The following is a 22,563-nucleotide window of genomic DNA, read 5'->3' on the forward strand; positions in this document are numbered from 1 at the left end:
TCCTTCGTCAGGCCGTGCGCGGGCTATGGTCCCCAGCGGGGCTCTTGACCAGGGCCCCGTTCTTCCACACGTGGGTGATGTCATCCGGCCGCGCCAGCATGGAGATGTCGTCCAGCGGGTTGGCGGCCAGCGCGAGCACGTCGGCGTCGTAGCCCTCGGTCAGCCTGCCCGAGCGCGGCCCCCGCCTGCCGAGGGTGAGCGGACCGGTCGCGGTGCCCGCCTCGACGGCCTGCAGCGGACTGAGTCCCGCGGCGACGAGGTGGCCGAACTCCTCGCCATTGCGCCCCCAGGCCAGCGGCGAGCCGGACGCGCAGGTGCCCAGGTCGGTGCCCAGGGCGATGCGCACACCGGAGGCGACGGCTGTGGACATCGCCGCGCGGTGTCGCGCTTCCAGCTCCTCCAGCTTGCGGCGGGCTTCTGGCGGGAGTTTGCCGCGCAGGCCGAGGAAACCCTCGAAGACGGTCCGGGTGGGGACGAAAATCGCGTCCGCCGCCCGCATCGCGGCCGCGGTCTCCTCGTCGAGTTCCGTGCCGTGCTCGATGGTCCGGCAACCCGCCTCCAGCGCCGCGGTGATGCCGGCTCGGCCGTGGCAGTGCGCGGCCACCACCCGGTCCGCCCGGTCCGCCTCCTCGACGATCGCCCGCAGCTCGTCCGGGCTGAACTGCCGGTGCGCCGGGTGGTCCAGCTCGCTGATGACCCCGCCCGACGTGCACACCTTGATCACCTCGGCGCCGAGCCGCAGTTGCAGCCGGACCGCGCGCAGGCACTCCGGGACGCCGTCGGCGAGGTGCAGCATGCCGCTGGCGCGCTGCGGGTCGGTGGCCCACTGGTATGGCAGCGAGTGCGCGTCTGAGTGCCCGCCGGTCTGGCTGATCACCCGGCCTGCCGCGTAGATCGACGGTCCCGGCACCGTGCCTTCGTTGACCACTTGGGCCAGGTAGACGCCGTAACCGCCGAGTTCGCGGACGCTGGTGAAGCCCGCGCGCAGGGCCACTGCGGCGTCGGCCACCGACCGCGCGGTGGCGACCTCCGACCGTGTCAGCATCATCCGCTCGGTGCTCACCATGTCGATCAGGCCGCTGAAATGCGTGTGACAATCCCACATCCCCGGCATCACCACGGGAACGGACAGGGTGTCCTCGCCGGGCGCTGCGGCCGGAGCGCCCACCCCGGGGCCCGCGTAGGCGATCCGCCCGTCGACGAGCAGTAAGACGGCGTCGGGCACGGGGTCGCCCCGACCGGGAATGAGCAGGTCAGCATGAATTCGATACAACATGGCCCCCGGACGGCAACGGGACACGATCAAACGGTCGTGGGACGATGAACTGCGGAAATGTCGCCCGAATGCCAGGCCGATAAATCACCGGGCTCCCGGGAAATCGCAGGCGCCGCCGGTTTCGGTGCTAGACGGCGCCATTGTGCCTGCCATTCGAGTGTGGCAGTTGAACCCAACTTTAAGGCAACTGTTTTTGTGCGGTGTTTCCAGCGACGCGTTACGCGTATGGCGCTAGTGGTGATTTTCTGGGGTGGCGTGTCGTGGGGTTGCACTGGAAGAGCGGGGAGTTTCACACTGCGGTGACTCCTGAGGAGCTTTCGGCTGTGCGGCAACGTCTTGGGACCTTCGCCGCAGAGATATTCGCGCCTATCGAACTCGTGTAGCCGGTGGCGTGGGTCGTCGACGAAACCGGGTTTCATGTCCAGGCCGCCGGGCGGGCTGCTGCGGTGCCGGTCACCTGGCGGGAGAGTTCCCAAAAGCACTACTGGGCCGATTGACGGCGAGCGGTCGTTCGGTATCGCCTCTGCCTGCACGCGGGTGAGCAATATACTCGCTTCCGGCCGTGGGCGGGCTGGGCGAACTCGCCCGCGCACACGGCGCACCGGCCAAGGGGCACCAGGTTTTCGTCACGCGATGGGCTGATTTCGTTACGCCGCAGCCGGTCGTGCGCGTGCGGGAACGAACGCGCCGTGACGAGGGCGTCCGCGGCGACAAGCCCGCGCGGCGTGTGGGTGGCCAGCTCCCCGTCGAGGTGCGGACATTCCCGGACCACGTCGTCGTCCGGGCAGAAGGAGAGGTGCGACAGGTACCCCAGCGCGTTCCGCAGCCTGGCGATCTGCGCCTCCACCAGTTCGGCGTGCCGCCGCACCGCGGCCTGCCACTCTCGGTTGCGGTGACCGCCTGCGGTCACCAGCGCCGCTTGGTCGAGCGGCATGCCGCCCACCACGCAGCAAAGGTACGCCAGCCCGATGCGGCGCAACTCGGTCTCGGTGTAGACGCGGCGCCCGTTGACTCGCGGCGGTTCGGGGAGCACTCCTTGCGCCTCCCACCAGCGCAGCGTCGACGGGACGAGACCGTACAGGGCGGCAGCTTGGCCGATTGAGACTCCGACGGGGGCGCGCACAGCCCTATTTGACATCAAGTCGCCTTGAAGTCTCAAGATTGCCTCAGGTAAGGCATGCCTTAGTGCAGCGTCCTTTGGCAGGGCGACGCGCCCGCCGTACGACCACCAAGGAGAACCGTCCGCCCATGCTCACCACTTCCCACCGCCGTCGCCTGGCCCGAGTGGTGGCCGCGGTCGCCGTGTCCGCGCTCGTCCTCACCGCCTGCGGCTCCGCGGGCGACACCGCGGCCGGCCAGTCGGGCCGAGTCACGCTCGCGGGCGCGTACGGGGAGGTGACCGTCCCGGTCACCGACCAGAAGATCTGGGCCCTCGACCCGAGCACGGCGACCGAACTGCTTCAAGTCGGTGTCCGGCCGACCCACTCGGGCAGGTTCACCCACCAGGGAGACGCCGCCTTCGAGGCCCGGCACGACCTGCTCGCCAAGGAGGGCGTGACGCTGGTCGAGCCCGGCAAGCTCGAACTGGTGGTCCAGGCTCGGCCCGCGCTCATCATCGGCGCCCAGAGCCTCAGCAGCGACGAGCTGGTCGAGGAGCTGAAGAAGATCGCTCCCGTGTTCGTGGTCAAGGGCTCTGTGACATGGAAGGAGACTCTGAGCCAGCTCGGCCGGGCCACCGGGCACGACAAGCAGGCCGAGGCGATCATCAAGCACCTCGGCCAGCGGACCGCCGCTGTCCGGGCAGACTTGGACAAGGCCGGGTACACCGGGGAGACCGTGTCGCTGATGTCGGCCTGCGGCGCGGGCTCGTTCTGTGCTTACGGCTCCGGCCGCTCCGCGGGCCCGCTCCTCGCCGAGCTGGGCTTCACCCGACCGGCCGCGCACGGCCAGGACAGGTCCGGCACCGAGTACGGCTACACCATGGTCAGCGAGGAGAAGCTCGGCGACCTGGTCGCGCCGATCGTGTTCGTGCTCACCGGCTCGGTCCAGTACGGCGCCCCCGACCCGCTGGGCAATCCGCTGTTCAAGGTCGGGGACGCCAAGGTCGGTAAGGTCGACTTCGGGGCCTGGTACGGCGCCTCCTCCTTCGACGTCCCGTGGATTCTCGCCGATATCCGCGCGGTCCTTCTCGGCGACGGCGAAATCACCGGCCGGAAGGGCGGCTCCGCGTACTTCGATGAGCTGAAGAAGGCCGCGGCTTGATGCTGGCCATGCCGCTGATTCCCCGCAGGGCGCGCCAGGCATGATCAGGCTTCGCGTGAGCCTTCGCAGCACGCCCGCGGCGCCGCGCACCACCCCGGGCGCGCGGCGCCGCCGGGTTCGGCTGGGCCTGCTGCTCGCAGCCCTGCCCGTCGTCGCCGTCCTCAGCCTCGCGGTCGGCTCCGGCGGCCTCGCGCCGGGGACGGTGCTTTCCGTTCTGGCGCACCCCGACGGCGGCGACGCGGCGGTCATCGTCCACAACCTGCGCATCCCGCGCACGGTGCTCGCGCTGGCCGTCGGAGCCGCGCTCGGCCTGGCGGGGGCGCTGATGCAGGGCCAGACCCGCAACCCGCTGGCCGATCCCGGGCTCCTGGGCATCGAGGCGGGCGCCTCGCTGGCGGTGGTGCTCAGCATCGCCCTGCTCGGCGTCGGCGGGATCGGCGGTTACCTGTGGTTCGCGCTGGCCGGGGCCGGGGTGGCCGCGGCCGGGGTGCTGGCCGTCGGGTCCGGCCGCGGCGGTCCCGACCCGCTGTCGCTGGTGCTCGCCGGAGCCGCGACCACCGCGTTGCTGATGGCCGTCACCCAGGCGTTCGTCGTGCGCGACGGCGACACGATCGCCGCCTTCCGGGTCTGGGGCTCCGGCACCCTCCTGGGCCGCGGCATCGAGATCTTCCACCAGTGCCTGCCGCTGCTCGTCCTCGGCGTGCTGCTGGCCGCCGCCACCGCGCCGGGGCTCAACCTGCTGCAACTGGGCGACGACGTCGCCCGCTCGCTCGGGCAGCACCCGCTGCGGCAGAAGATCCTGGGCGTCAGCGCCATCCTGGTGCTCACCGGGACCGCGACCGCGGCCTGCGGGCCGATCGGGTTCATCGGCCTCACCGTCCCGCATGTGGCCCGCTACCTGTACGGCGTCGACTACCGGTGGGTCGTCGCCTGCTCCGGCCTCCTCGGCGGGATGCTGCTGACCCTCGCCGACACCATCGGCCGGGTCATCGCGCTGCCGTCGGAAGTGCACGTCGGCGTCGTCATGGCGCTCATCGGCAGTCCGGTGTTCGTGCTCATCGTCCGCCGCACACAGCTGGTCCGGATATGAAAGCCCTGCCGCGCAGCTCCCGCGCGCCCGCGCTCCGCGTCGGCCCCGTCTCCCTGCCGGTGCGGGCACGCGCCGTTGCGACCACCGTCGCAGGCGTCGTGCTGCTGGTCGTGTTCGTCACCGGCGACCTCGCCACCGGCGAGGTCGACATCGGTCTCGGCGCGGCGTTCCGCGCCCTCGTGGTGGGGGACAACCCCACGCACGCCCTGCTCATCAGGGAGTTCCGGCTGCCCCAGACCGCCGTGGCCGTCCTGTCCGGCGCCGCGCTCGGCCTGTCCGGAGCGCTCACCCAGACGTTCGCCCGCAACCCGCTGGCCAGTCCCGACATCCTCGGCGTCACCCGCGGCGCGTCGCTGGCCGCCGTCGTGGTGATCGTGGGCGCCACCCCCGGCGGGTACGGCGCGGGTCTGGTCGAGGGCGCGCTGCAGCGGGTGGGGCTCATGCCCGCCGCCCTGGCAGGCGGTCTCGCCTCGGCCGCGCTGCTCTGGCTGCTGGCCTGGCGGCACGGGCTGGACCCGCGCAGGCTGGTGCTGGTCGGGATCGCGGCCGGCGCCGCGCTGACCGCGATCACCCAGTGGCTCCTGGTGGTGGCCAGCATCGAAGACGTGGCCAGCGCCCAGGTGTGGCTGTTCGGCACCCTCAACGGCCGCGGCTGGGACCACGTCGTCCCGGTCGCTGTCGTCCTCGCCGTAGTTTTCCCGCCCGCGCTGCTGCTCATCCGCCACCTCAACACGATCCAGCTCGGCGACGACGCCGCGCGCGGGCTCGGCGTGCGGCTGCAGCGCATCCAGCTGCTCACCTTGCTGGCCGCGGTGCTGCTCGCGGCGGCTGCGGTCTCCGCGGTCGGGCCGCTGGACTTCGTGGCGTTCGCCGTCCCGCAGATCGCGCTGCGGCTGACCGGGGGGTCGAGGCCGCCGCTCGTCGCATCGATGGTCTGCGGTGCGAGCCTGGTCGTCGCCGCCGACCTGGTGTGCCGCATTGTCCTTCCCCCGGGTGTGCCCGCGGGTGTCGTCACCGCGGGCGTCGGGGCGCCGGGCCTGATCTGGCTCCTCGCCCGCGCCAACCGGAGGAACAGCGTATGACCACCCAGCCATGCTCGCGGTTCGGAGCGGAGGGCGTCACCGTCGGCTACGGCGGCGACCCCGTCGTGCGCGACCTCACCCTGGACATTCCCGACGGGAAGATCACCACCATCATCGGCCCCAACGGTTGCGGGAAGTCCACCCTGCTGCGTGTGATGGCCCGCATCCTGACTCCTGCGGCGGGACGGGTCCGCCTCGACGGGCGCGCGCTGCACACGACCGCGACCCGCGAGGTGTCCACCCTGCTCTCGCTGCTCCCGCAGAGCGCTTCCGTGCCGGAAGGGCTCGTCGTGCGCGACCTCGTCCGCCGCGGCCGCCACCCGCACCAGCGGTGGTTCCGCCAGTGGTCGCCCGAGGACGAGGCGGCCGTCGATCTGGCCATGGAGCTGACCGACATCGCCGACCTCGGGGGACGCCGCCTCGACCAGCTCTCCGGCGGCCAGCGCCAGCGCGCCTGGATCGCGGTGACCCTGGCCCAGGACACCGAGATCATGCTGCTCGACGAGCCGACGACCTACCTCGACCTCGCCCACCAGGTCGAGGTGCTCGACCTGGTGCTGCGCCTCAACCGCCGGCGTGGGCGCACCGTCGTCATGGTGCTCCACGACCTCAATCTGGCGGCCCGGTTCAGCGACCTGGTCGTCGTCATGACGGCGGGCACGATCGCCGCGCAGGGCACGCCCGCGGAGATCTTCACCGCCACGCTGCTCGCCGGCGCCTTCGGACTCGACGCCGACGTCATCGCCGACCCGAGGACCGGGCTCCCGATCGTGGTCCCCGTGCGCTCCTGTCTCCCGGAGGGCGGAACGCGCCAGAACGGATCCGCGGTGGATACCGGTTGACCGCAGCCGCCGAACGCGGTCGAGTGATCCGCCGCCTCACGGCGCGCGGGTGACCGACAGGGCGTGGTGGAAGACATCGCGCGGGTCCCACTTCGCCTTGACCTCTTGCAGCCTGGGGTAGTTGTCGCCGTAGTACAGCGTGTGCCACGGGACGCCCGAGGTGTTCCATCGCGGATCGGCCAGGTCCACATCGGCATAGTTGATGTAGGCGCCGGTGTGCGTCTCGTCCGGCACGGGAACCCCGCCCGTCGTCGCGTGGACGTCCCGGTACAGCTCGCGAATCCACCGCAGATGCCGGTCGTCGTCGGCCACGTCATGCCACACCACCATGTAGAACGACTTCAGCAGCGCACCCCTCGGGGCGGCGGTCGCCGAGGACGGCACGGTGTTCGCCCTGCCCCCGTACGCGATGTACTCCAGCGCGGAGTACATCGTTTGGTAGTCGTCCCCGGTGAGGTGGCGGTAGGCGGTGGCGCGCTGCTCCTCGGTGTGCGCGCCGCGCAGGTCGGCCGACTTCACCTTGCAGCGCAGCGTGACCGCGAACGGCCCGGTCTCCGGGGCCGCCAGGTAGCGGGTGGCGGCCAGCCACGGCAGCGACCGCCGCCGCACCGACGGGGCCGCACCGACGCCGTCGCCGAGCGCGGCGAGGAAGGCGGCCATGCGGGCGTGCGCGTTCGGCGCGTCCTCGGGCACGTGGGCGTGCATGGCGATGTCGCCCGCTGAGCGGTGCAGGCAGTTCAGCAGGGCGTAGATGTCCACGTCGGGGGAGTCCGGGGCGCTGTTGGCCAGCTGCCAGCCGATGAAGTTGCCGACCAGCCGGACGAAGTCGGCCTCGGTGAGCTCGTCCCATGGCCAGCTCACCTCGGCGATGTGCAGGGCGTTCGGCGGGTGCGGCAGCAGCTCCCCAGGGGCGGAGCCGGCGGCGTCGGGGAAGCGCATGAAGTAGCGGGTGACCACGCCGAAGTTGCCGCCGCCACCGCCGGTGTGCGCCCACCACAGGTCTCGGTTCGGGTCGTTCTCCTCGCGGGTCGCCAGCACCGTCGACACGGTGCCGTCCCCGGCCACGACCACCACTTCGACGGCGTGGAGGTAGTCGACGCTGAGCCCCAGCAGCCGCGACAGCGGCCCGTAGCCGCCGCCGCTGATGTGCCCTCCCGCGCCCACGCCCATGCAGAACCCGCACGGGATGGTGACCCCCCAGTTCTGGAACAGCTCGCGGATGATCTTCCCGACTGTCGCGCCCGCCTCGATAACGAACGCGCCCCGCTCGGGGTCGAACGAGACCTTGGACATGGGGGACATGTCCACGATGACATCGACGTCAGGCGCGGCGACGAAATCCTCACCGCAGTGCCCGCCCGACCGCACGGTAATGCGTTTTCCCGCGACCACCGCGGCGCGGACCGCCGTTTCGACGTCGCGGGGGGAGCGGGCCAGCATGATGTAGTCCGGTTTCGCGACGAACCGGTAATTGTACGCGTGGCACAGGGCCTCGTAGCGCATGTCGCCGGGCGTGACGAGCGTGAACTCCGGAGTCGGGAAAGCGTTGACGTCGCGCTGGCTCTCGTCGCATTCCATGAGTCTGCTCGCCACTCCTGTCGCGTGGTGTGGGTGTCCGGTCGCCCAACTTTCCCAGCGCTGTTGCCGGAGGCGCAATCGCGACAAAAGTTGGAACGAAAATAAATCGCGGGGTTTAGAACCCGTTGCCTGTGCGGAGAGGGCACGGATATGGTCGGGTCCGGCGTAAACGCGTCAGGTGTGCCCGTGATGCGGGTCGCCTTGGTGGTCGAATGATAAGGAACATTATGGCTGTCCCGGCTGATGAGCGCGTTTACGCGGACTACGTGTTGAACGGATGGCTGGTCGGCGTGGGGCTCGGGGTGGAATACACGAGGGCTGTCGGAAACACTCTGTATGTGACCGAGAACGGCACGGAGGTGCCCATTGTCGACCACGTCTGCGGCTTCGGGTCCCTGATCTTCGGCCACAACAACCAGGAAATCATCGACCACGCGAAGGCGTGTCTAGACCGGCAGATCCCGGTGTTCGCCCAACTATCCGTACAATCGCACGCCGGCGAGATCGCCGCCACCCTGAACGCGATTCTGCGCCGCGAGACCGGGGACGACCGGCAAGCCTATTCGGCGATCTTCGCCAACACCGGGGCCGAGGCCGTCGAGATCTGCATGAAGCACGCCGAGCTGGAGCGCCAGGACCGGATCGCGAAGCTGGCGGGCGAGATCGAGGCGAACATCGGGAAGGCACGGGCGGCTGTGCGGGCCGGACTCGTCACGCGGATCGAGCACACGGGCCCGGCCGACGGGCCGGCCGGCGACGTGTCGGAGTTCGACTCCCTCGTCGCCGAGGTCGAGCGCCACAACGGCGAGGTCGCCGTGGCCAGGCCCGTCTTCCTGGCGCTGGCGAACGCGTTCCACGGCAAGCTGGTCGCCAGCATTCAGCTGACCCAGAACCCGCAGTGGCGGATGCCGTTCACCGCGCTCGCCTCGGCGGTCCGCTTCGTGGACGTCGAGCGGCCGGAGACGATCCGCCCGGCGGTGGACGAGCTGCGGAAGAGCCTGCTCGACATCGCGGTGGTGGACGACGCGGTGCGCGTGGTGGCCAGGGACTTCCCGGTGGTGGGCGCGTTCTTCGTCGAGCCGGTGCAGGGGGCCAACGGCATGCGGCCGCTCGCCGGGCCGGTCGCCCGCGAGATCAGGGCGGTGTGTGACGCGCTCGGCTGCCCGCTGGTGGTGGACGAGATCCACAGCGGCATGGGGCGGACCGGGGCCTTCCTCGCCAGTTCGCACATAGGCCTGCGCGGCGACTACTACACGCTGGCCAAGAGCATCGGCGGGGGGATCGCGAAGAACTCGGTCGTCCTCCTGCGGCAGGACCGGTTCCACCCGGAGTTCGAGGTCATCCACAGCTCGACGTTCGCCAAGGACGGGTTCTCCGCGGCGATCGCATTGAAGGTCCTGGCGATGCTGGAGGCCGACGGCGGGCGGGCGTACCGGGCAGCCGCCGAGCGCGGGGCCCGGCTGCGGGCGATGCTCGACGCCGTCGCCGCCGACTTCCCGGGTGTGGTCACCGCGGTCAACGGCCTCGGCCTCATGCTCGCGATGGAGTTCGCCGACCAGTCGGCGGCGCTCTCGGACGCCATCGCGGAGAAGGCGCGCTCGGGCGTGCTCGGCTACGTCATCGCGGGCTATGTGCTGCGCGAGCACCGGGTGCGTGTGCTCCCGGTCGGTCCCACGGGCAACTCGGTCCGGTTCGAGCCGTCCATCCACCTGACCGATGAGGAGATCACGCAGACCGAGACCGCTCTGCGGGACGTCTGCGCCATCCTGCGCGACCAGGACGGCGACCGGCTCGCCCCCTGAACGCGTGCCTTGCGCTCCCCGCGGATCTCCGCCACTAGCAGATGAGGTGTGTTCGGCAATGGGCAACGACATGTCGGCCGGCTCCCCGGTGCCGGAACTGATGGAGCTGGCGCTCGGCGCCGCCCGCGCGGGCGCCGTGCGGGCGGCCGTGACGCTGGGCCTGCCCGACGCGCTCGGCGACACGCCCGCACCCGTGGCGAACCTGGCTGCTGCGGTCGGCGCGGATCCCGACGCGCTCGGCAGGCTGCTACGGTCGCTGGCGTCCCACGGAGTTTTCGCCGAACAGGGCGCCGAGCACTACGTCCACACGCCGACGTCGCTGGCTCTGCGCTCGGATGCCGCCGACAGCGTCAAGGACGTCGTGCTGTGGTGCACCGAGCCGTGGACCTGGTCGCTGTGGGGCAGCCTGGACGAGGCGGTGCGCACCGGGGACGAGATGTTCACCGCGGCGCACGGCAGGCGGTTCTATCAGCACCTGCACAGCGAGTGGCCGGAATCGGCCAAGGTCTTCGACCGCGCCATGACCCAGCAGAGCCGGGTGGCGGCACTGGCGCTGGCCGACCTGCTTCCGCTGCCCGGCGCAGGCACCATCGCCGACGTCGGCGGCGGACAGGGCATCGTGCTCGTCACCCTGCTGCAGCGCCACCCCGGGCTGCGCGGATGCCTGCTCGACCTGCCGGACGTGGTCGCCAACGCCGACGCCCGGCTGCGTCCCGGTGGCGAGCTGGGCGACCGCGTCCGGTTGCTGGGCGGTGACTGTCTCAAGGAGATCCCCGTACGGGCGGACGTCTACCTGTTCAAGAACATCCTCGGTGTGGACGAGGACAACTCGGTCCTGATCCTGCGCAACGCGCTGGCCGCGGCCCCGCCCGGGGCGCGCATGGTGATCGTGGAGAACTTCGTCGACGACGGACCGGGCACGCGGCTGGCGAGCGCGATGGACCTGCGGATGTTGCTGGTCACCGGCGGGCGCAAGCACACCAAGGCCGGGCTGCTCAGGGTTGTCGAGCGGGCGGGCCTGACCGTACGGGGCGTGCGGCCGGTGGATTCCAACCTCCACATGATCGAGGCTGTCGCCCCGTGATCGGGGCGCCGCGCCGATGCGGGTGCGGCCGTGCCCGCCGCCCCGTCCGTGCCTCGTGCGGCACCCTCGAATCCTGGTTCGCTCCAGGGCTCGGGACGCCGTGCGCGACTACGCCGTGCTCGGGGCTCCCCATTCGGCCATGAAGGCGCCCATCGGCAGCACGCCGGAGTTGACCTGGGCGAAGGCATTCATGGCCCGGACGTTGCCGTCGATGTCCGCCAGCAGTTGCTTGAACTGCGCCGAAGGCGGGTCCAGGGTGGCGGTGTCGGCGGTGAACTCGTAGACGGGCAGGGCATGCGCGTCGCGGACGGCCTGGTAACCGGCCATGGTGGCGGCGTAGGGCCGCCGTCCGGACAGTGCGTCGTCCAGAGCCTGGGCGCACCACTCCGCGGAGAGGAACGCGTCGCTGATTCCCTGGGCGGTGAAGAAGTCCTTGCAGTACCCGGCGTCGCCGACCAGAGCCCAGCCGGGGCCGAAGGGGGTCCGGAAGAAGTTCGGCAGTGCCGTGCCCACCAGCCGCGCCTCACGGCGTGCGGCGCGGATGCGTTCCGCGAAGGCAGGCGCCAGGTCGAAGTTGCCCAGGTAGTGGGCGTCGACATCGTGCTTGACGGCGGCGAACTCCGCGAACGGCCAGCAGCCGCCCACCAGCGTCAGGCCGTCGTTCGTCGGCCACGCACCGAAAGCGCGGTAGGGGCGGGAGTGTGCGCGAAAGACGCCCTCCATGTCCAGCCCGCTGTAGTAGCTGTAATACCCCACCATCAGCCGCGGCTTCTCGTTGTAGCGCTGCGCCTCCACCGCGCGCGCGACCACCGAGCGCAGGCCGTCGGCGCCCACCACGACCCGGGCGCGCTCTGTCACCGCCGGGCCGTCGGACTCGCGGCCGCGGATTCCGATGGCCCGGCCGCTGCCGTCGAAGACGATCTCGGAGACCGCGAACCTCTCCCGGACCTCGGCTCCCGCCTCGGCAGCCGCGTCCACGAGCAGTCTGTCCAGTACGATCCGGCGGGGACCGTAGGCGACCGGTTCGTCGGCCGTCCCGGGGCTGCCCGCGATGACCAGGTCGTCGAAGTCGAAGGCGTAGGTGTGGATGGGCGGGCATCCCGTCGCCTTCAGCCGGTCGAGCAGACCCCACCTGCGCAGCGCCCCCACACCGGGTGGGTGCACCAGGTGCGTCGAGAGCGTGTCGCTGGGGAAGGTCGCGCGGTCCACAACCAGAACCCGATACCCCGCTCTGGCCAACAGCATGGCGGTCGGCGACCCCGCGCACCGCGCCCCCACCACGATCACATCGTATCCGGTACCAGGCATGTTCCTCTCCCGATCGGGCGACGAGCACTCCAAGCAAGCTAACCACCGCCGAGACGGCAGGGCAACGAGACTAGATCCAGGGTTCTACACCACTCAGACGATCGGATACCAGCTCGGATATGGCCGGGCGCATACCGGACTTGTAGGTTCGGAAAGCGAGTGCGAGAACTATCCACTGTGGATGAGAATCCGGCAATGCGGCCCGGATGTGATCCGGGCACAGTCAGCCGACCGCCAGCAGAAGCCGAGGAGCCAGACTATGACCGGACCTGCGTCCGCGCTCGACACGTCGTGGGACAGCCCCCCGCACGAGGGGGACCTCATCCAGGAGGCCATGGACTGGCACTTCGGTGAGCGCACCGGTTCGCCGTTCTGGCTGGAGCGGGCGAAGACTCTGGAGTTCGATCCGCGCACGGACGTCCGGACAGTCGAGGACCTGTCGCTGTTCCCGAACGTCGTCGACGATCTGCGCGACGTCCGGATCGAGGAGCTGGTGCCCCGTGGGTACGGTGACATCGGCGATCTGGCCGTGCCACCGGTCGTGGGGGAGAGCGGTGGCACGACGGGTGCGCCGAAGCGGGTCTTCGCGCTGCCCGACGTCCTGGAGCAGTCCTGGTCCTGGTACCACAACCGGCTGGCCGAGCACGGGATCGCCGACGGCGACAGCTGGCTCGGGGTCATGCCCGCAGGCCCGCACATGGCGGGCATCTTGGCCAGAGACACGGCCGCACGGTTCAACAGCGTCTTCTTCACCGTGGACCTCGACCCCCGGTGGGCGAAGCTGTGCGTGGCCCGCGGCGCAGTCGACGAGCTCAAGGGCTACGTCACGCACATCGTCGACCAGGTCGAGTGGGTGCTGCGCAGCCAGGATGTCGGTGTCATGGTCATCACGCCGCCGCTGATTGAGGCCCTCTGCCAGCGCGACCACCTGGTTGACCTGGTAAACGAGAAGATCAACACCATCATCTTCGGCGGCACATCGATGGACGAGGACACCAGGAGCCTGCTGCGCGCCGAGGTCTTCCCCAGGGTCGACTTCGTGAGCATCTTCGGCAGCACGATGATCTTCTGCGCGATGCCGGAACGCCCGGGGGCGCCCGCGACCGAGCCCCCGGTCTTCGACCCGCCCTCCCCATTCGCCATGTTCTCGGTGATCAATCCGGAAACGGGGGAGAACGTTCCGTACGGGGAACGCGGCCAAGTGGTCACCCACCACATCACGCGCAACCTGCTCCTGCCCAACAACCTCGACCGGGACACCGGGGTCCGCCACCCGCACCGGCTCGGCTACGCAGGCGACGCGGTGTCCGGATTCGCCCCGGTCCAAGAGTTCGGGGACACAGCCGTGATCGAGGGGGTCTACTGACGTGGCGCCCACGGCTACCGCGCTGACAAGGCTCCCCGCGCTCGGTCCGGCCGGGCCCTACCAGGGCAGGCGCGCCGAAACCGTCACCGATGTGACCGGCGCCACGGTGGCCGAGCTGAGCCTGGTCCCCTGGCTGTTCGCGCAGCGCGCCGTCCGGGCCCTGCGCCGGGCCGTCCCGCCCCCGCCGGAACAGCGGGCCGCGCTGCTCGCGGAGGCGGGCAGACTGTTCGCGGGCGGCACGGTCGACGGGGTGAGCGCCGAAACCTACTGCCGGACCGTGGCCACCGCGTCCGGCACGCCGGTCTTCACCGTGCGCGAGGTGGCCCGCTCGGTCGGCGACCACGCCGCCGCAGCGCACCAGAGCGTGCACCAGGCCCGGCCGATCGGTACGGCGGACAGCTGGCGCGACCACCGCGCCCGGCTCGGCTGCGGGGTGTGGACGCGGCGCGGCGAGGTGCTCGCCGTCCACGCGCCCGCCAACTCCGCCGCCGTGCACACCGCGTGGATCGACGCGCTGGCCCTGGGCTACCGCGTCGCTGTCCGTCCGTCGCAGCGGGAGCCGTTCACCCCCTACCGGCTGATAGCCGCGCTGCGCCAGGCCGGGTACGGCGACGACCAGGCCGTCCTGCTGCCCACCGACCACCAGACGGCCGACCGGCTGGTCGCGGAGGCGGACCTCGCCATCGCCTTCGGCTCCGACAGGGTGGTCGGCAAGTACGGCGCCGGCGCCAGGGTCATGCCGTTCGGGCCGGGGCGCTCGAAGGTCCTGCTCGCCGCAGGCGCGGACACCGCCGCGCACCTGAACACGATCGTGGAGTCCGTCGCGGGTCACGCCGGGACCGGCTGCGTCAACGCGACCGCGGTGTTCGTCGAGGGCGACCCCGAGCCCGTCGCCGAGGCTATCGCCACGCGGCTGGCCGAGATCCCCTCGCTGCCGCCGGGTGACGAGCGCGCCCGGCTTCCGGTGCGCCAGGCCGCCACCGCCCGCGCCGTTCAGGAGTACCTGACGGCGAAAGCGGGCAGAGCACGGGCATTGGGCGCGGAGCCGGTCGTCGACGACCTCGGCGACGGGTCGGCAGTGCTGCGCCCGGCCGTGTTCCTGCTCGACCGCGCGGACGCGCCGCAGGCCCGGATCGAGATGGGCTTTCCCTGCGTGTGGGTCGCGCCATGGCGGCGCGAGGGCGACTGGATGGCGCCACTGCGGGACACTCTGTCGCTCACCGCCTTCACCGACGACGTGGACCTCATCGACGCGCTGGTCGCCGAGCCAACCATCGACAAAGTGCAGATCGGAAATCACCCGACCACGTGGACGCGGCCCGGCATGCCGCACGAGGGCTATCTCGGCGACTTCCTCATGCGCAGCAAGGCCGTCATCGCCGGCTGACCACCGAGTGCCGTTCAGGAGAACACATATGACATCCGTATCACGGCGCATGACCGCTGAGGCCGACGCCCGCCGCGTCGTCATCTCGGCGATCTTCGGGACGCTGGCCACCCAGGCCATCGGTGCCGCCACGCGACTGGACCTGGCCGAGCGCATCGGCGACACCGACGCGGGTGCCGCCGAACTGGCTGCGGCCTGCGGCTTGCCCGCCGAGCAGCTGACCAGGCTGCTGCGCACGATGGCCTCCCTCGGCCTGTGCGCCGAGCGCGCGAGCGGCCGGTTCGTCCTGACCGAGGCCGGAGCGCTGCTGCGCCGGGACCACCCGGCGTCGCTGCTGGACTTCGTGAAGCTGATGACGCACAAGGTGTTCCAGCGTAACTGGCTGAACGTGGACGATTCGCTGCGCACTGGCCTGCCCGCGTTCGACGCCGAGCACGGCCAGCCGGTGTACAACTACATGTCGGGCCGGCCGGAACTGGCCGCGCTGTTCCACGCGGCCATGAGCAGGCGCACCCGGCCACCGGAGACGGCCGAGGCGATCTCGGCGGCCTACGACTTCAGCCGGTTCGGTACGGTCACCGACGTCGGCGGCGGCGACGGCACCCTGCTCGCGGCGTTGCTGGCGCGGCACCCGCAGCTGAGCGGCACGGTGTTCGAGACCGAGGCCGGGGTGGCGCGGGCGCGCGAGACCATCGCCGCGTCTGGACTGGCCGACCGGTGCCGTGCGGTCGCGGGCGACTTCTTCACCGAGGTGCCAGAAGGCGCGGACCTGTACTTCATCAAGAACGTCGTGCTCAACTGGAACGACGAGCCCGCGGTGACGATCCTGCGCCGGTGCCGGGCGGCCATGCCCGGTCACGGCAGGCTGCTCATCGTCGAGCCGGTGCTGCCCGACCTGGCCAACGTGGACACCCTCAACCACGCCGCCGTCGAGAACCCGTACCTGACCGACCTGCACATGCTGGTCACCCTCGGGGGCCGTGAGCGCACGGGGGCGGAGTACACAGCGCTGCTGGCGCGGGCAGGTCTGCGCGTCACCGCGATCACGCCGCTCGCAGCGGAGATCAATGCCTCGCTCATCGACGCCGTCCCGGACACGGACGTGCCGGTCTGAGCGGGTGACGGCGGCGAGAGACACTCAGCTCGTCCCACCGCCGTCCTGGCGGACTGACTAAGCTGACCGGAATGAGCCGACGCCGTTTGACGCCGGGCAGGCCTCGCACCAAGCCCGCCGAGGAGCGCTACGCCGATATCCTCGACGCCGCTGAGCGAGTGTTCGTCGAGCGCGGTATCCACGCCGCCCGCCTCGACGAGGTCACCGAACGCGCGGGCGTCGCGATCGGCACGTTCTACCTTTACTTCGGCTCCAAACACGACCTCATGCTTGCGCTGCGCGCCCGGTTCATCGATCGGCTGGTGCGACGCCAGGACGCGGTGGTGCGCAGCCTGCCGGCGGACGACTGGGTCGGCCGTCTGGACGCGTGGCTCAGCGACGCGGTGCGCGCGTACGTGGAGCACGCCGAACTGCACGACGTGCTCTACGACCACACCCCGATCAACGCCAAGACGACGATCCAGGTCGCCCTGGAGACCGAGAACGCCCACCTGGAGGCGTTCCGGCGGCTCATCGCCGAGCGCCGGGACGCCCCCGCGGACGCCCCGGACCCGGCGATGGCCGCCAACCTGATCTACAGCGCCTGGTACGGGGCCACCCACGTGCTGCTGCACCACCAGGCCGGCGAGATTGACCGGCTGGCCGACGAACTGATCGCCAGCATCACCGACCTCGCCCACCGGTACCTGCACGTCGAGCCATGACCGGCTGAGAGGTCAGCCTGCGGCGCCGGCGATGCGCCAGTGCCGTGCCCGCTCGTACTGCCCGCTCAGCCGCGCGAACGCCCCGCCCGTTGCCAGAAGCTCGGCGGGCGTGCCGGTCTCGTCAACCCGGCCGTCATCGAGGGAGACCACGTAGTCGGCGGCGGCCAGGGTGGCCGGTCGGTGGGCGATCACGATCACCGTCCGGTCGGGGGCGGCGCCGAGGTTGGCGATGGCCTGGGTGACCGCGGCCTCGTTCTCCGGGTCCAGCGCGGAGCTGGCCTCGTCGACGAGCACGATGCGCGCCCGTTTGAGCATCGCCCTGGCGATTGCCACGCGCTGACGTTCGCCGCCGGAGAGCTGGGCGCCCGCCTCCCCGACGCGGGTGCCCCAGCCGTCGGGCAGGCGGGCGATCACCTCGTCGAGGCGGGCCGCCGCGGCGGCCGCCTCCAACTCCTGCCAGGTCGCCTCCGGGTGGGCCAGGCGCAGGTTGTTCTCGATGGTGTCGTCGAACAGGTAAACGTCCTGGAAGACGATGGCGGTCTCGTCGAGCAGGACGGCCGGGTCGAGGTCGCGGACGTCGACGCCGCCGACGCGTACGTGTCCGGTGTCGACGTCGAAGAACCGGGCGATGAGCCGGGTCACAGTCGTCTTCCCCGAGCCGGACGGCCCGACCAACGCGGTGGTGGTGCCCGGCCGGAAGCGCAGCGACACGTCGGTCAGCGCGGGAGCGTTGCCACCGGGGTAGGTGAAGCCGACCTTGGAAAGCTCGATATCGGCCGACGCGATGATCCCGGGCGCCGGGTTCGCGGGCGCGGGCAGGGGCGGGGTGGCCAGCAACTCCTCGATGCGGGTGACCTGGTTGGTCAGCGCGCGTAGCGCCCCGATGAGGTCGATCAGGTTACCCAGCGGTTCCAGGAACCGGGCGCCCAGCACCAGCAGCGCGACCGTGGTCGCGACTTCGACGTGCCCGCTGAGCAGCAACCACGCGGCCATCGACAGCATGGCCACGAACCCGGCCATGATCACCACAGCATAGACGAAGAACGGCCGCCGCGCCCGGCGCATGCCGTCGCGGTAGGTCTCGCGGTGGTCCTCCAGCGTGGCGCGCATCCGCGGCGTGCCGTCGGCGTGGCCCGCGGCCCGCAGGACCGGCTGGGCCTGGCCGAGTTCGATCGCCCGGCCCGCGACCGCGGTCGCGGCCACTTCCAGCTCGATCTCGGCGATCGAGGCGATCCGCGCGGCGCGCTGAAGCGCCCAGTAGGCGACCACCGCGATCACGCAGAACAGCAGCGCCATCCGCCAGTCGACCGCGAACGTCACGGCGACGATGGTCGCGGGCAGCAGCGTCGAGGTGATCGCCGGTCCGCCGATGGTCACGGCCAGGTGCGCGGCGTTGCCGACGTCGGCGGTCACGGCCCGCGCGAACCGGGCCTTGTGGTCCGCGGTGAACCAGCCCAGCGGCAGGGTGCTCACATGGCACATCAGCCGCCGCCGTAGCTGCGCGGCGAGTGTGCCCGCCGCCGCGAAGCCCACCGGAGAGGCGACGATGCTCAGCACCGCGTACAGGACCGCGGCGACCGCGCCCGCCACCAGCCACGGTGTGGCCGCGGCGAAGTCGGGCTCGGGCCGCACGATGGCATCCAGGATCGGAACGAGCAGGCCCAGCAGCAGACCTTGCAGGACGGCCTGCAGCGCGGTGAGCAGCCACAGGCGGGCGAGCAGTCGCGGCTGTGGCCAGAGCCGGTACAGGCGGCGGATCATGCGAGCACCCCTTCCTGCGCGGCCCACATCCTGGCGTAGAGGCCGTCGCGCGCCAGCAGTTCGTCGTGGCTGCCCCGCTCGACCAGGCGTCCGCCGTCGAGCACCAGGATCTGTTCGGCCCCGGCGATCGTGTGCAGCCGGTGGGCGATGATGATGACCGTCTTGCCCGCGGCCAGGCTGGCCAGCGCGTCCTGGACGGCGGCCTCGCTGTCGGGGTCCAGGGCGGCTGTCGCCTCGTCCAGCACGACGATCGGCGCGCCGGACAGGATCGCCCGCGCGATCGTCAGCCGTTGGCGCTCCCCGCCGGACAGGCCGCCTCCGCCGCCGTCGAGCAGCGTGTCGTAGCCGTTGGGCAGCCGTTCGATCACCTCGTGGATGTGCGCCGCGATCGCTGCCTCGCGCACCTCGGCGTCGCCGGCCCCCGGCCTGCCGATCCGGATGTTCTCCGCGACGCTGTCGCGCAGCAGGGCGACGTCCTGGAAAACCAGCGACATCAACGACAGCAGCTCGGCAGAGGGGATCGAGCGGACGTCGACTCCGCCGATCCGGACCGCACCGTCGGTCACGTCGTAGAAGCGCGGCAGCAGGCTAGCCAGCGTGGTCTTGCCCGCCCCCGACGGCCCCACGATCGCGGTCACCTGCCCTGGCGGGCAGACGGCGCTGATGTTCTCGACCGCGTTGGTCGCGCCGTCATAGGAGAAGGTGACGCGGTCGAACTCCACATCGTGGCCAGACGGCGTGCATGCCTGCTCGGGCTCGGGCAGCGGCGCGCGCGACAACAGCCGCTCGATGTTGGCCGCGCCCATCCGGCCCTTGCGCACTCCCTGCGAGGCGGACACGGCGGGCAGGATCGAGGTGGGCATCCCGACCGCGATGACCAGGAACACCACCAGGTCGGCGACGCCGAGCGTGCCATGGGCGACGAACGCGAGCCCGGCGGCCGTGACGACGGCGAGGATGGCCATCTCGGAGCCGAACAGCCGCGACACCGCCGAGCTGTAGCGCACCTCGGCCACCCACGCCGCGAACGCGTTGGTGTGCTCGTCCACGGCCTCGTCGAAGCGGCGCAGTACCCGGCCTCCGGTGCCGAAGGTCTTGACCACCTGGATGCCGTCGGCGTACTCGACGCTGGCGGCGCTGATTCGCGCTTCCGCAGCGATCAGCCGGTTCATGTGGGTGGTCATGGACCGCATCGCGATGCGGTAGAACAGCGCCATCAAAGCGAGCACCCCGAGGGTGATCAACGCCATGCGGGCGTCCACTGTGAACAGGTAGACCGTGCCGATGACCATCACCGTGGCCGCGCCGGTCAGCTGTCCCAGGGCGTGCGCGATGACCTCGTGCATCTCCTCCAGATCGCCGGTCATGGCCCGCTTGACCTTGCCCGAGCCCGCGGCGCGGAACCAGCCCAGCGGTAGCGAGCCGAGATGCCGCACGATGCGCATGCGCAGGTCGTGCAGGATCGCCGCATCCGCGTAGTGGCCCACGCGGGCGGACTGCACGGCCAGCAGCAGCCACAGGCCCGCGCCCGCGGCGCCGGCGCCCACCCAGGCCCAGACGGTCGTGTGCGCCCCGTCGGGATTGTCGAGCATCGTCCGCGCGATCTCGGCGACGGCTATGTATGGCACGATCCCCGCCGCCGCACTCAGCGCCGACAGAACCGCGCAGGCCACGAGATGGGTCCGGATCGGCGCGAACAGGCGCCGTAACGCTCCCGGGGCGGCCAGCCCCGGAGTCTCCGCCGATTGAAGAGTCATAAGGGTACCCTAACATGTTGAATGAATTTCATTCAATAATGTCTTTTCTGGCTTTGACCTGGAAAGAGATGTCAGGCAACGGGCTCGTGCCCAGGTGAGCCGGTCGTCTGGAGCCGCATGCGGATGATTCCGGCTGGTTCCGCGAGCCCTGGATGCTCGCCGAGGACCTGCTCCTTCCACGTCTGCCGCAGGAGGAGGCCGGTCGGCGGCCACTCGATCGATCGGGACGAGGGTGCCGTCCAGGACGACGAAGGCGTGTCCGGCGCGCTTGGCGGCCCGCGGGGTCTGCTCCGGGCTCGGTGATCGACGGGCGAGCAGTGTGATCGCCTCGCGGATGTAGCGCCAAGCGGTGGCCACACCGATCCCGAAACCGGCCGCGACCTCGGTGAATCGCCCCAGTTTCGGTGGAGACTTTGGTATGCCCCGGCTCTCGTGGAGGCGAGTTTCTGGATTTTCATGCCACGATGGTCGCGTTTTCGAACGCTATCGGGGTCAGCATGCCCAGGCTGCTGTGTCGCCGCCGTCGGTTATGCCGGATCTCCAGGTACTCGAAGATAGCGTTGGCCAACTCAATACGGGTGCGCCAACGTTGCCGGTCGAGCAGTTCGACCTGCATACGAGACCAGAACGCCTCGATCATGGCGTTGCTGAGGTTGAAGAGCTGAGGTTACGGTGGTTCGAGAGTGAAGCCGGTCTGAGCGATGAAGCCGTCCAGCAGTCCGGGCCGGTACTGCATCCGTTTGAGCTTGGTGGCGACCACCGCGGCCAGTTCATTGATGTCGCGCGGGCCGAGGTTGGCCAGGGCCCGCTTGAGCGCTGACCACACCCCCTCGGCCGGGTTCAGCTCCGGCGCATAAGACGGCAGGTGGAAGACCGTCAGCCACGGGCGAGCCTCGATCATCGCGCGCATCACCCGCGACAGGTGGCGGCGGTCGTTGTCCCACACCAGCACAATCGGGCCACCGAGCTGCTGATGGGCGGCCTCCAGCAGCGCCACGAACCGCCACGGGCTAAAACCCTTGACCTCCCCGGGACGGCCGCACCGCAGCAGCATCCGATACATCAACCGGGTGCGCTGTCCGGAGGATCCGGGGCACCTCGGCGGCGTGACCGGTCGGCGGCTTGCCGCCGGGTGCACCCATGCCGTGGATGGGGCAAGGGATCACCCGGTCAGGCGGGTGGGGGAGTGGAGCGGGTGACGGGGGCGAATTCGCGCTGTGTGCCTCCCTGCGGGGCAGTGGTCTCAGAGCTTGTACAGCTTGTTGAATGGTGTTGTGATGCGTTCCTGCCGCGATCCGAAATCGATGACCACGGCGACCTCGTCTTCTACGCCGATGACGACGCCAAGGCCGTACCGATCGTGGGTCACCTGGTCGTTCACGCTGAACCGCTCGGCGGGCGGGGCGGGAGGCGGAGGTTTGAAGGGACTGGTGGACAGGTGATGGCGGGGCGCGCCACTAGCTGGTTTCATCCCCCCCAGTATGTGCCGCCTTGGAGAACGCTCGCGACATGAGATCGGCAGGCATGCTGAAATGATCAAGGTTTGGGCGAGGATTCGCCCCCTGGCCTGGGCCTTTGCGGGCAGAGCCGGTGACGGGAATCGAACCCGCGCTGTCAGCTTGGGAACCATTCTGGGCTGGGGACACGGGGTGCGGGTCAGGGGGGGCAGGGGGGGCGAGTGACTGTGAGTCTGTCAACGACAGTTTTCAGGCGGCGTCGGCAGAGTCCCCGTGAGTGACCGAGTTTCCCCGCCTGTTCCGGCACGCATCCGGCACGATGCCGATCTGTCCCATTGGACTGGGGCGAAGGGTTCCGGCCGGCGTGGCGAGACGGTGCGCCCGGCGAACCGGCCGCTCTGAAGGGGCGGTGACTGCGCGCTGTGGAGTTTCTCGAATGGGTGGGTGAGAACATGGCCCAGGGGGCGGTGGCCGTCGGCTTCGCCTTCCCGAACGGCCGGGTGACGATCTCAACGCCCTCGTCATACGAGAGCCTCGGACACGGGTGGGCTGCCCCGAACCGCGTCACTCCTCGCCGGAGAACCGCTCCCACGCGGACTGGCGGGTGATCCCGAGAGCCTCCCCGATCCTGACCCAGGTGACACCGCGCCGGCGCAGTTCCTGCACCCACGAGCGCAGGTCGGCCTCGGCCCG

General features: G+C 70.6%; 18 protein-coding genes and 1 pseudogene. 10 read left to right on the forward strand and 9 right to left on the reverse strand.

Annotated features, from left to right (window positions below):
* Nucleotides 1-7 precede the first annotated feature (7 nt).
* Both ABZ194_RS11090 and ABZ194_RS11095 read right to left on the reverse strand, forming a co-directional pair.
* Nucleotides 8-1,225 carry an amidohydrolase family protein gene (locus ABZ194_RS11090; RefSeq protein WP_355594795.1) on the reverse strand — a complete coding sequence of 406 codons (1,218 nt, stop codon included), beginning with the start codon at nucleotides 1,223-1,225 and terminating at the stop codon, nucleotides 8-10.
* 532 nt (nucleotides 1,226-1,757) lie between these two features.
* Nucleotides 1,758-2,399 (reverse strand): MerR family transcriptional regulator, encoded by a 642-nt coding sequence (locus ABZ194_RS11095; protein WP_355594797.1) that lies wholly within the window; start codon nucleotides 2,397-2,399, stop codon nucleotides 1,758-1,760.
* A 125-nt stretch (nucleotides 2,400-2,524) separates the two neighbouring features.
* On the opposite strand from ABZ194_RS11095, the gene ABZ194_RS11100 reads away from it, so the two are divergent.
* The 4 genes from ABZ194_RS11100 to ABZ194_RS11115 are packed head-to-tail and all read left to right on the forward strand — an operon-like array spanning nucleotide 2,525 to nucleotide 6,552.
* Complete coding sequence (locus ABZ194_RS11100; protein ID WP_355594799.1) at nucleotides 2,525-3,538, forward strand: ABC transporter substrate-binding protein; 1,014 nt, start codon at nucleotides 2,525-2,527, stop codon at nucleotides 3,536-3,538.
* A 55-nt stretch (nucleotides 3,539-3,593) separates the two neighbouring features.
* Nucleotides 3,594-4,628 (forward strand): iron ABC transporter permease, encoded by a 1,035-nt coding sequence (locus ABZ194_RS11105; protein WP_355594802.1) that lies wholly within the window; start codon nucleotides 3,594-3,596, stop codon nucleotides 4,626-4,628.
* Nucleotides 4,625-5,710 (forward strand): iron ABC transporter permease, encoded by a 1,086-nt coding sequence (locus ABZ194_RS11110; RefSeq protein WP_355594804.1) that lies wholly within the window; start codon nucleotides 4,625-4,627, stop codon nucleotides 5,708-5,710. The genes ABZ194_RS11105 and ABZ194_RS11110 overlap by 4 nt, the downstream gene beginning before the upstream one ends.
* Nucleotides 5,707-6,552, forward strand: a complete 846-nt coding sequence (locus tag ABZ194_RS11115) for an ABC transporter ATP-binding protein (RefSeq protein ID WP_355594806.1) — start codon at nucleotides 5,707-5,709, stop codon at nucleotides 6,550-6,552. The genes ABZ194_RS11110 and ABZ194_RS11115 overlap by 4 nt, the downstream gene beginning before the upstream one ends.
* Nucleotides 6,553-6,588: 36 nt before the next feature.
* Here the strand turns inward: ABZ194_RS11115 and ABZ194_RS11120 are convergent, their stop codons facing one another.
* Nucleotides 6,589-8,130 carry an FAD-binding protein gene (locus tag ABZ194_RS11120; RefSeq protein WP_355594808.1) on the reverse strand — a complete coding sequence of 514 codons (1,542 nt, stop codon included), beginning with the start codon at nucleotides 8,128-8,130 and terminating at the stop codon, nucleotides 6,589-6,591.
* Between the two features lie 227 nt (nucleotides 8,131-8,357).
* On the opposite strand from ABZ194_RS11120, the gene ABZ194_RS11125 reads away from it, so the two are divergent.
* Complete coding sequence (locus ABZ194_RS11125; RefSeq protein WP_355594810.1) at nucleotides 8,358-9,932, forward strand: aminotransferase class III-fold pyridoxal phosphate-dependent enzyme; 1,575 nt, start codon at nucleotides 8,358-8,360, stop codon at nucleotides 9,930-9,932.
* Nucleotides 9,933-9,990: 58 nt separating this feature from the next.
* A complete protein-coding gene (locus tag ABZ194_RS11130; RefSeq protein ID WP_355594812.1) occupies nucleotides 9,991-11,016 on the forward strand; it encodes a methyltransferase in 1,026 nt (341 codons plus the stop codon).
* 108 nt (nucleotides 11,017-11,124) lie between these two features.
* On the opposite strand, the gene ABZ194_RS11135 is transcribed toward ABZ194_RS11130, so the two are convergent.
* Entirely contained in the window at nucleotides 11,125-12,324 is a 1,200-nt protein-coding gene (locus ABZ194_RS11135) for an NAD(P)/FAD-dependent oxidoreductase (protein WP_355594814.1), read from the reverse strand.
* A 259-nt stretch (nucleotides 12,325-12,583) separates the two neighbouring features.
* On the opposite strand from ABZ194_RS11135, the gene ABZ194_RS11140 reads away from it, so the two are divergent.
* The 4 genes from ABZ194_RS11140 (at nucleotide 12,584) to ABZ194_RS11155 (ending at nucleotide 16,895) form a co-directional block, all read left to right on the forward strand.
* The gene (locus ABZ194_RS11140) at nucleotides 12,584-13,690 is read left to right on the forward strand and encodes a phenazine antibiotic biosynthesis protein (RefSeq protein ID WP_355594816.1); all 1,107 of its coding nucleotides are present in this window, start codon (nucleotides 12,584-12,586) and stop codon (nucleotides 13,688-13,690) included.
* A gap of 1 nt (nucleotide 13,691) precedes the next feature.
* The gene (locus ABZ194_RS11145; protein WP_355594817.1) at nucleotides 13,692-15,077 is read left to right on the forward strand and encodes an aldehyde dehydrogenase family protein; all 1,386 of its coding nucleotides are present in this window, start codon (nucleotides 13,692-13,694) and stop codon (nucleotides 15,075-15,077) included.
* A 28-nt stretch (nucleotides 15,078-15,105) separates the two neighbouring features.
* Nucleotides 15,106-16,191, forward strand: a complete 1,086-nt coding sequence (locus ABZ194_RS11150; protein WP_355594819.1) for a methyltransferase — start codon at nucleotides 15,106-15,108, stop codon at nucleotides 16,189-16,191.
* Nucleotides 16,192-16,262: 71 nt separating this feature from the next.
* Nucleotides 16,263-16,895, forward strand: coding sequence for a helix-turn-helix domain-containing protein (locus ABZ194_RS11155; RefSeq protein ID WP_355594821.1), 633 nt, complete (start codon nucleotides 16,263-16,265; stop codon nucleotides 16,893-16,895).
* A gap of 12 nt (nucleotides 16,896-16,907) precedes the next feature.
* Here ABZ194_RS11155 and ABZ194_RS11160 read toward each other — a convergent pair whose 3' ends face one another.
* The 5 genes and pseudogenes from ABZ194_RS11160 to ABZ194_RS11180 all read right to left on the reverse strand — a co-directional run bounded on the left by ABZ194_RS11160 (nucleotide 16,908) and on the right by ABZ194_RS11180 (nucleotide 21,794).
* Nucleotides 16,908-18,656, reverse strand: coding sequence for an ABC transporter ATP-binding protein (locus ABZ194_RS11160; protein ID WP_355594823.1), 1,749 nt, complete (start codon nucleotides 18,654-18,656; stop codon nucleotides 16,908-16,910).
* Nucleotides 18,653-20,413, reverse strand: coding sequence for an ABC transporter ATP-binding protein (locus tag ABZ194_RS11165; RefSeq protein ID WP_355594825.1), 1,761 nt, complete (start codon nucleotides 20,411-20,413; stop codon nucleotides 18,653-18,655). The genes ABZ194_RS11160 and ABZ194_RS11165 overlap by 4 nt, the downstream gene beginning before the upstream one ends.
* A 454-nt stretch (nucleotides 20,414-20,867) precedes the next feature.
* Nucleotides 20,868-21,065 (reverse strand): annotated as a pseudogene (locus ABZ194_RS11170) (IS3 family transposase); the annotation flags it as partial.
* A gap of 15 nt (nucleotides 21,066-21,080) precedes the next feature.
* Entirely contained in the window at nucleotides 21,081-21,467 is a 387-nt protein-coding gene (locus tag ABZ194_RS11175; protein WP_355594827.1) for a transposase, read from the reverse strand.
* A gap of 189 nt (nucleotides 21,468-21,656) precedes the next feature.
* A complete protein-coding gene (locus ABZ194_RS11180; protein ID WP_355594769.1) occupies nucleotides 21,657-21,794 on the reverse strand; it encodes a hypothetical protein in 138 nt (45 codons plus the stop codon).
* Nucleotides 21,795-22,563: the final 769 nt, after the last annotated feature.

Origin of the sequence: Streptosporangium sp. NPDC006007, assembly GCF_040614315.1 — a bacterium.
Taxonomy (GTDB): Bacteria; Actinomycetota; Actinomycetes; order Streptosporangiales; family Streptosporangiaceae; genus Streptosporangium.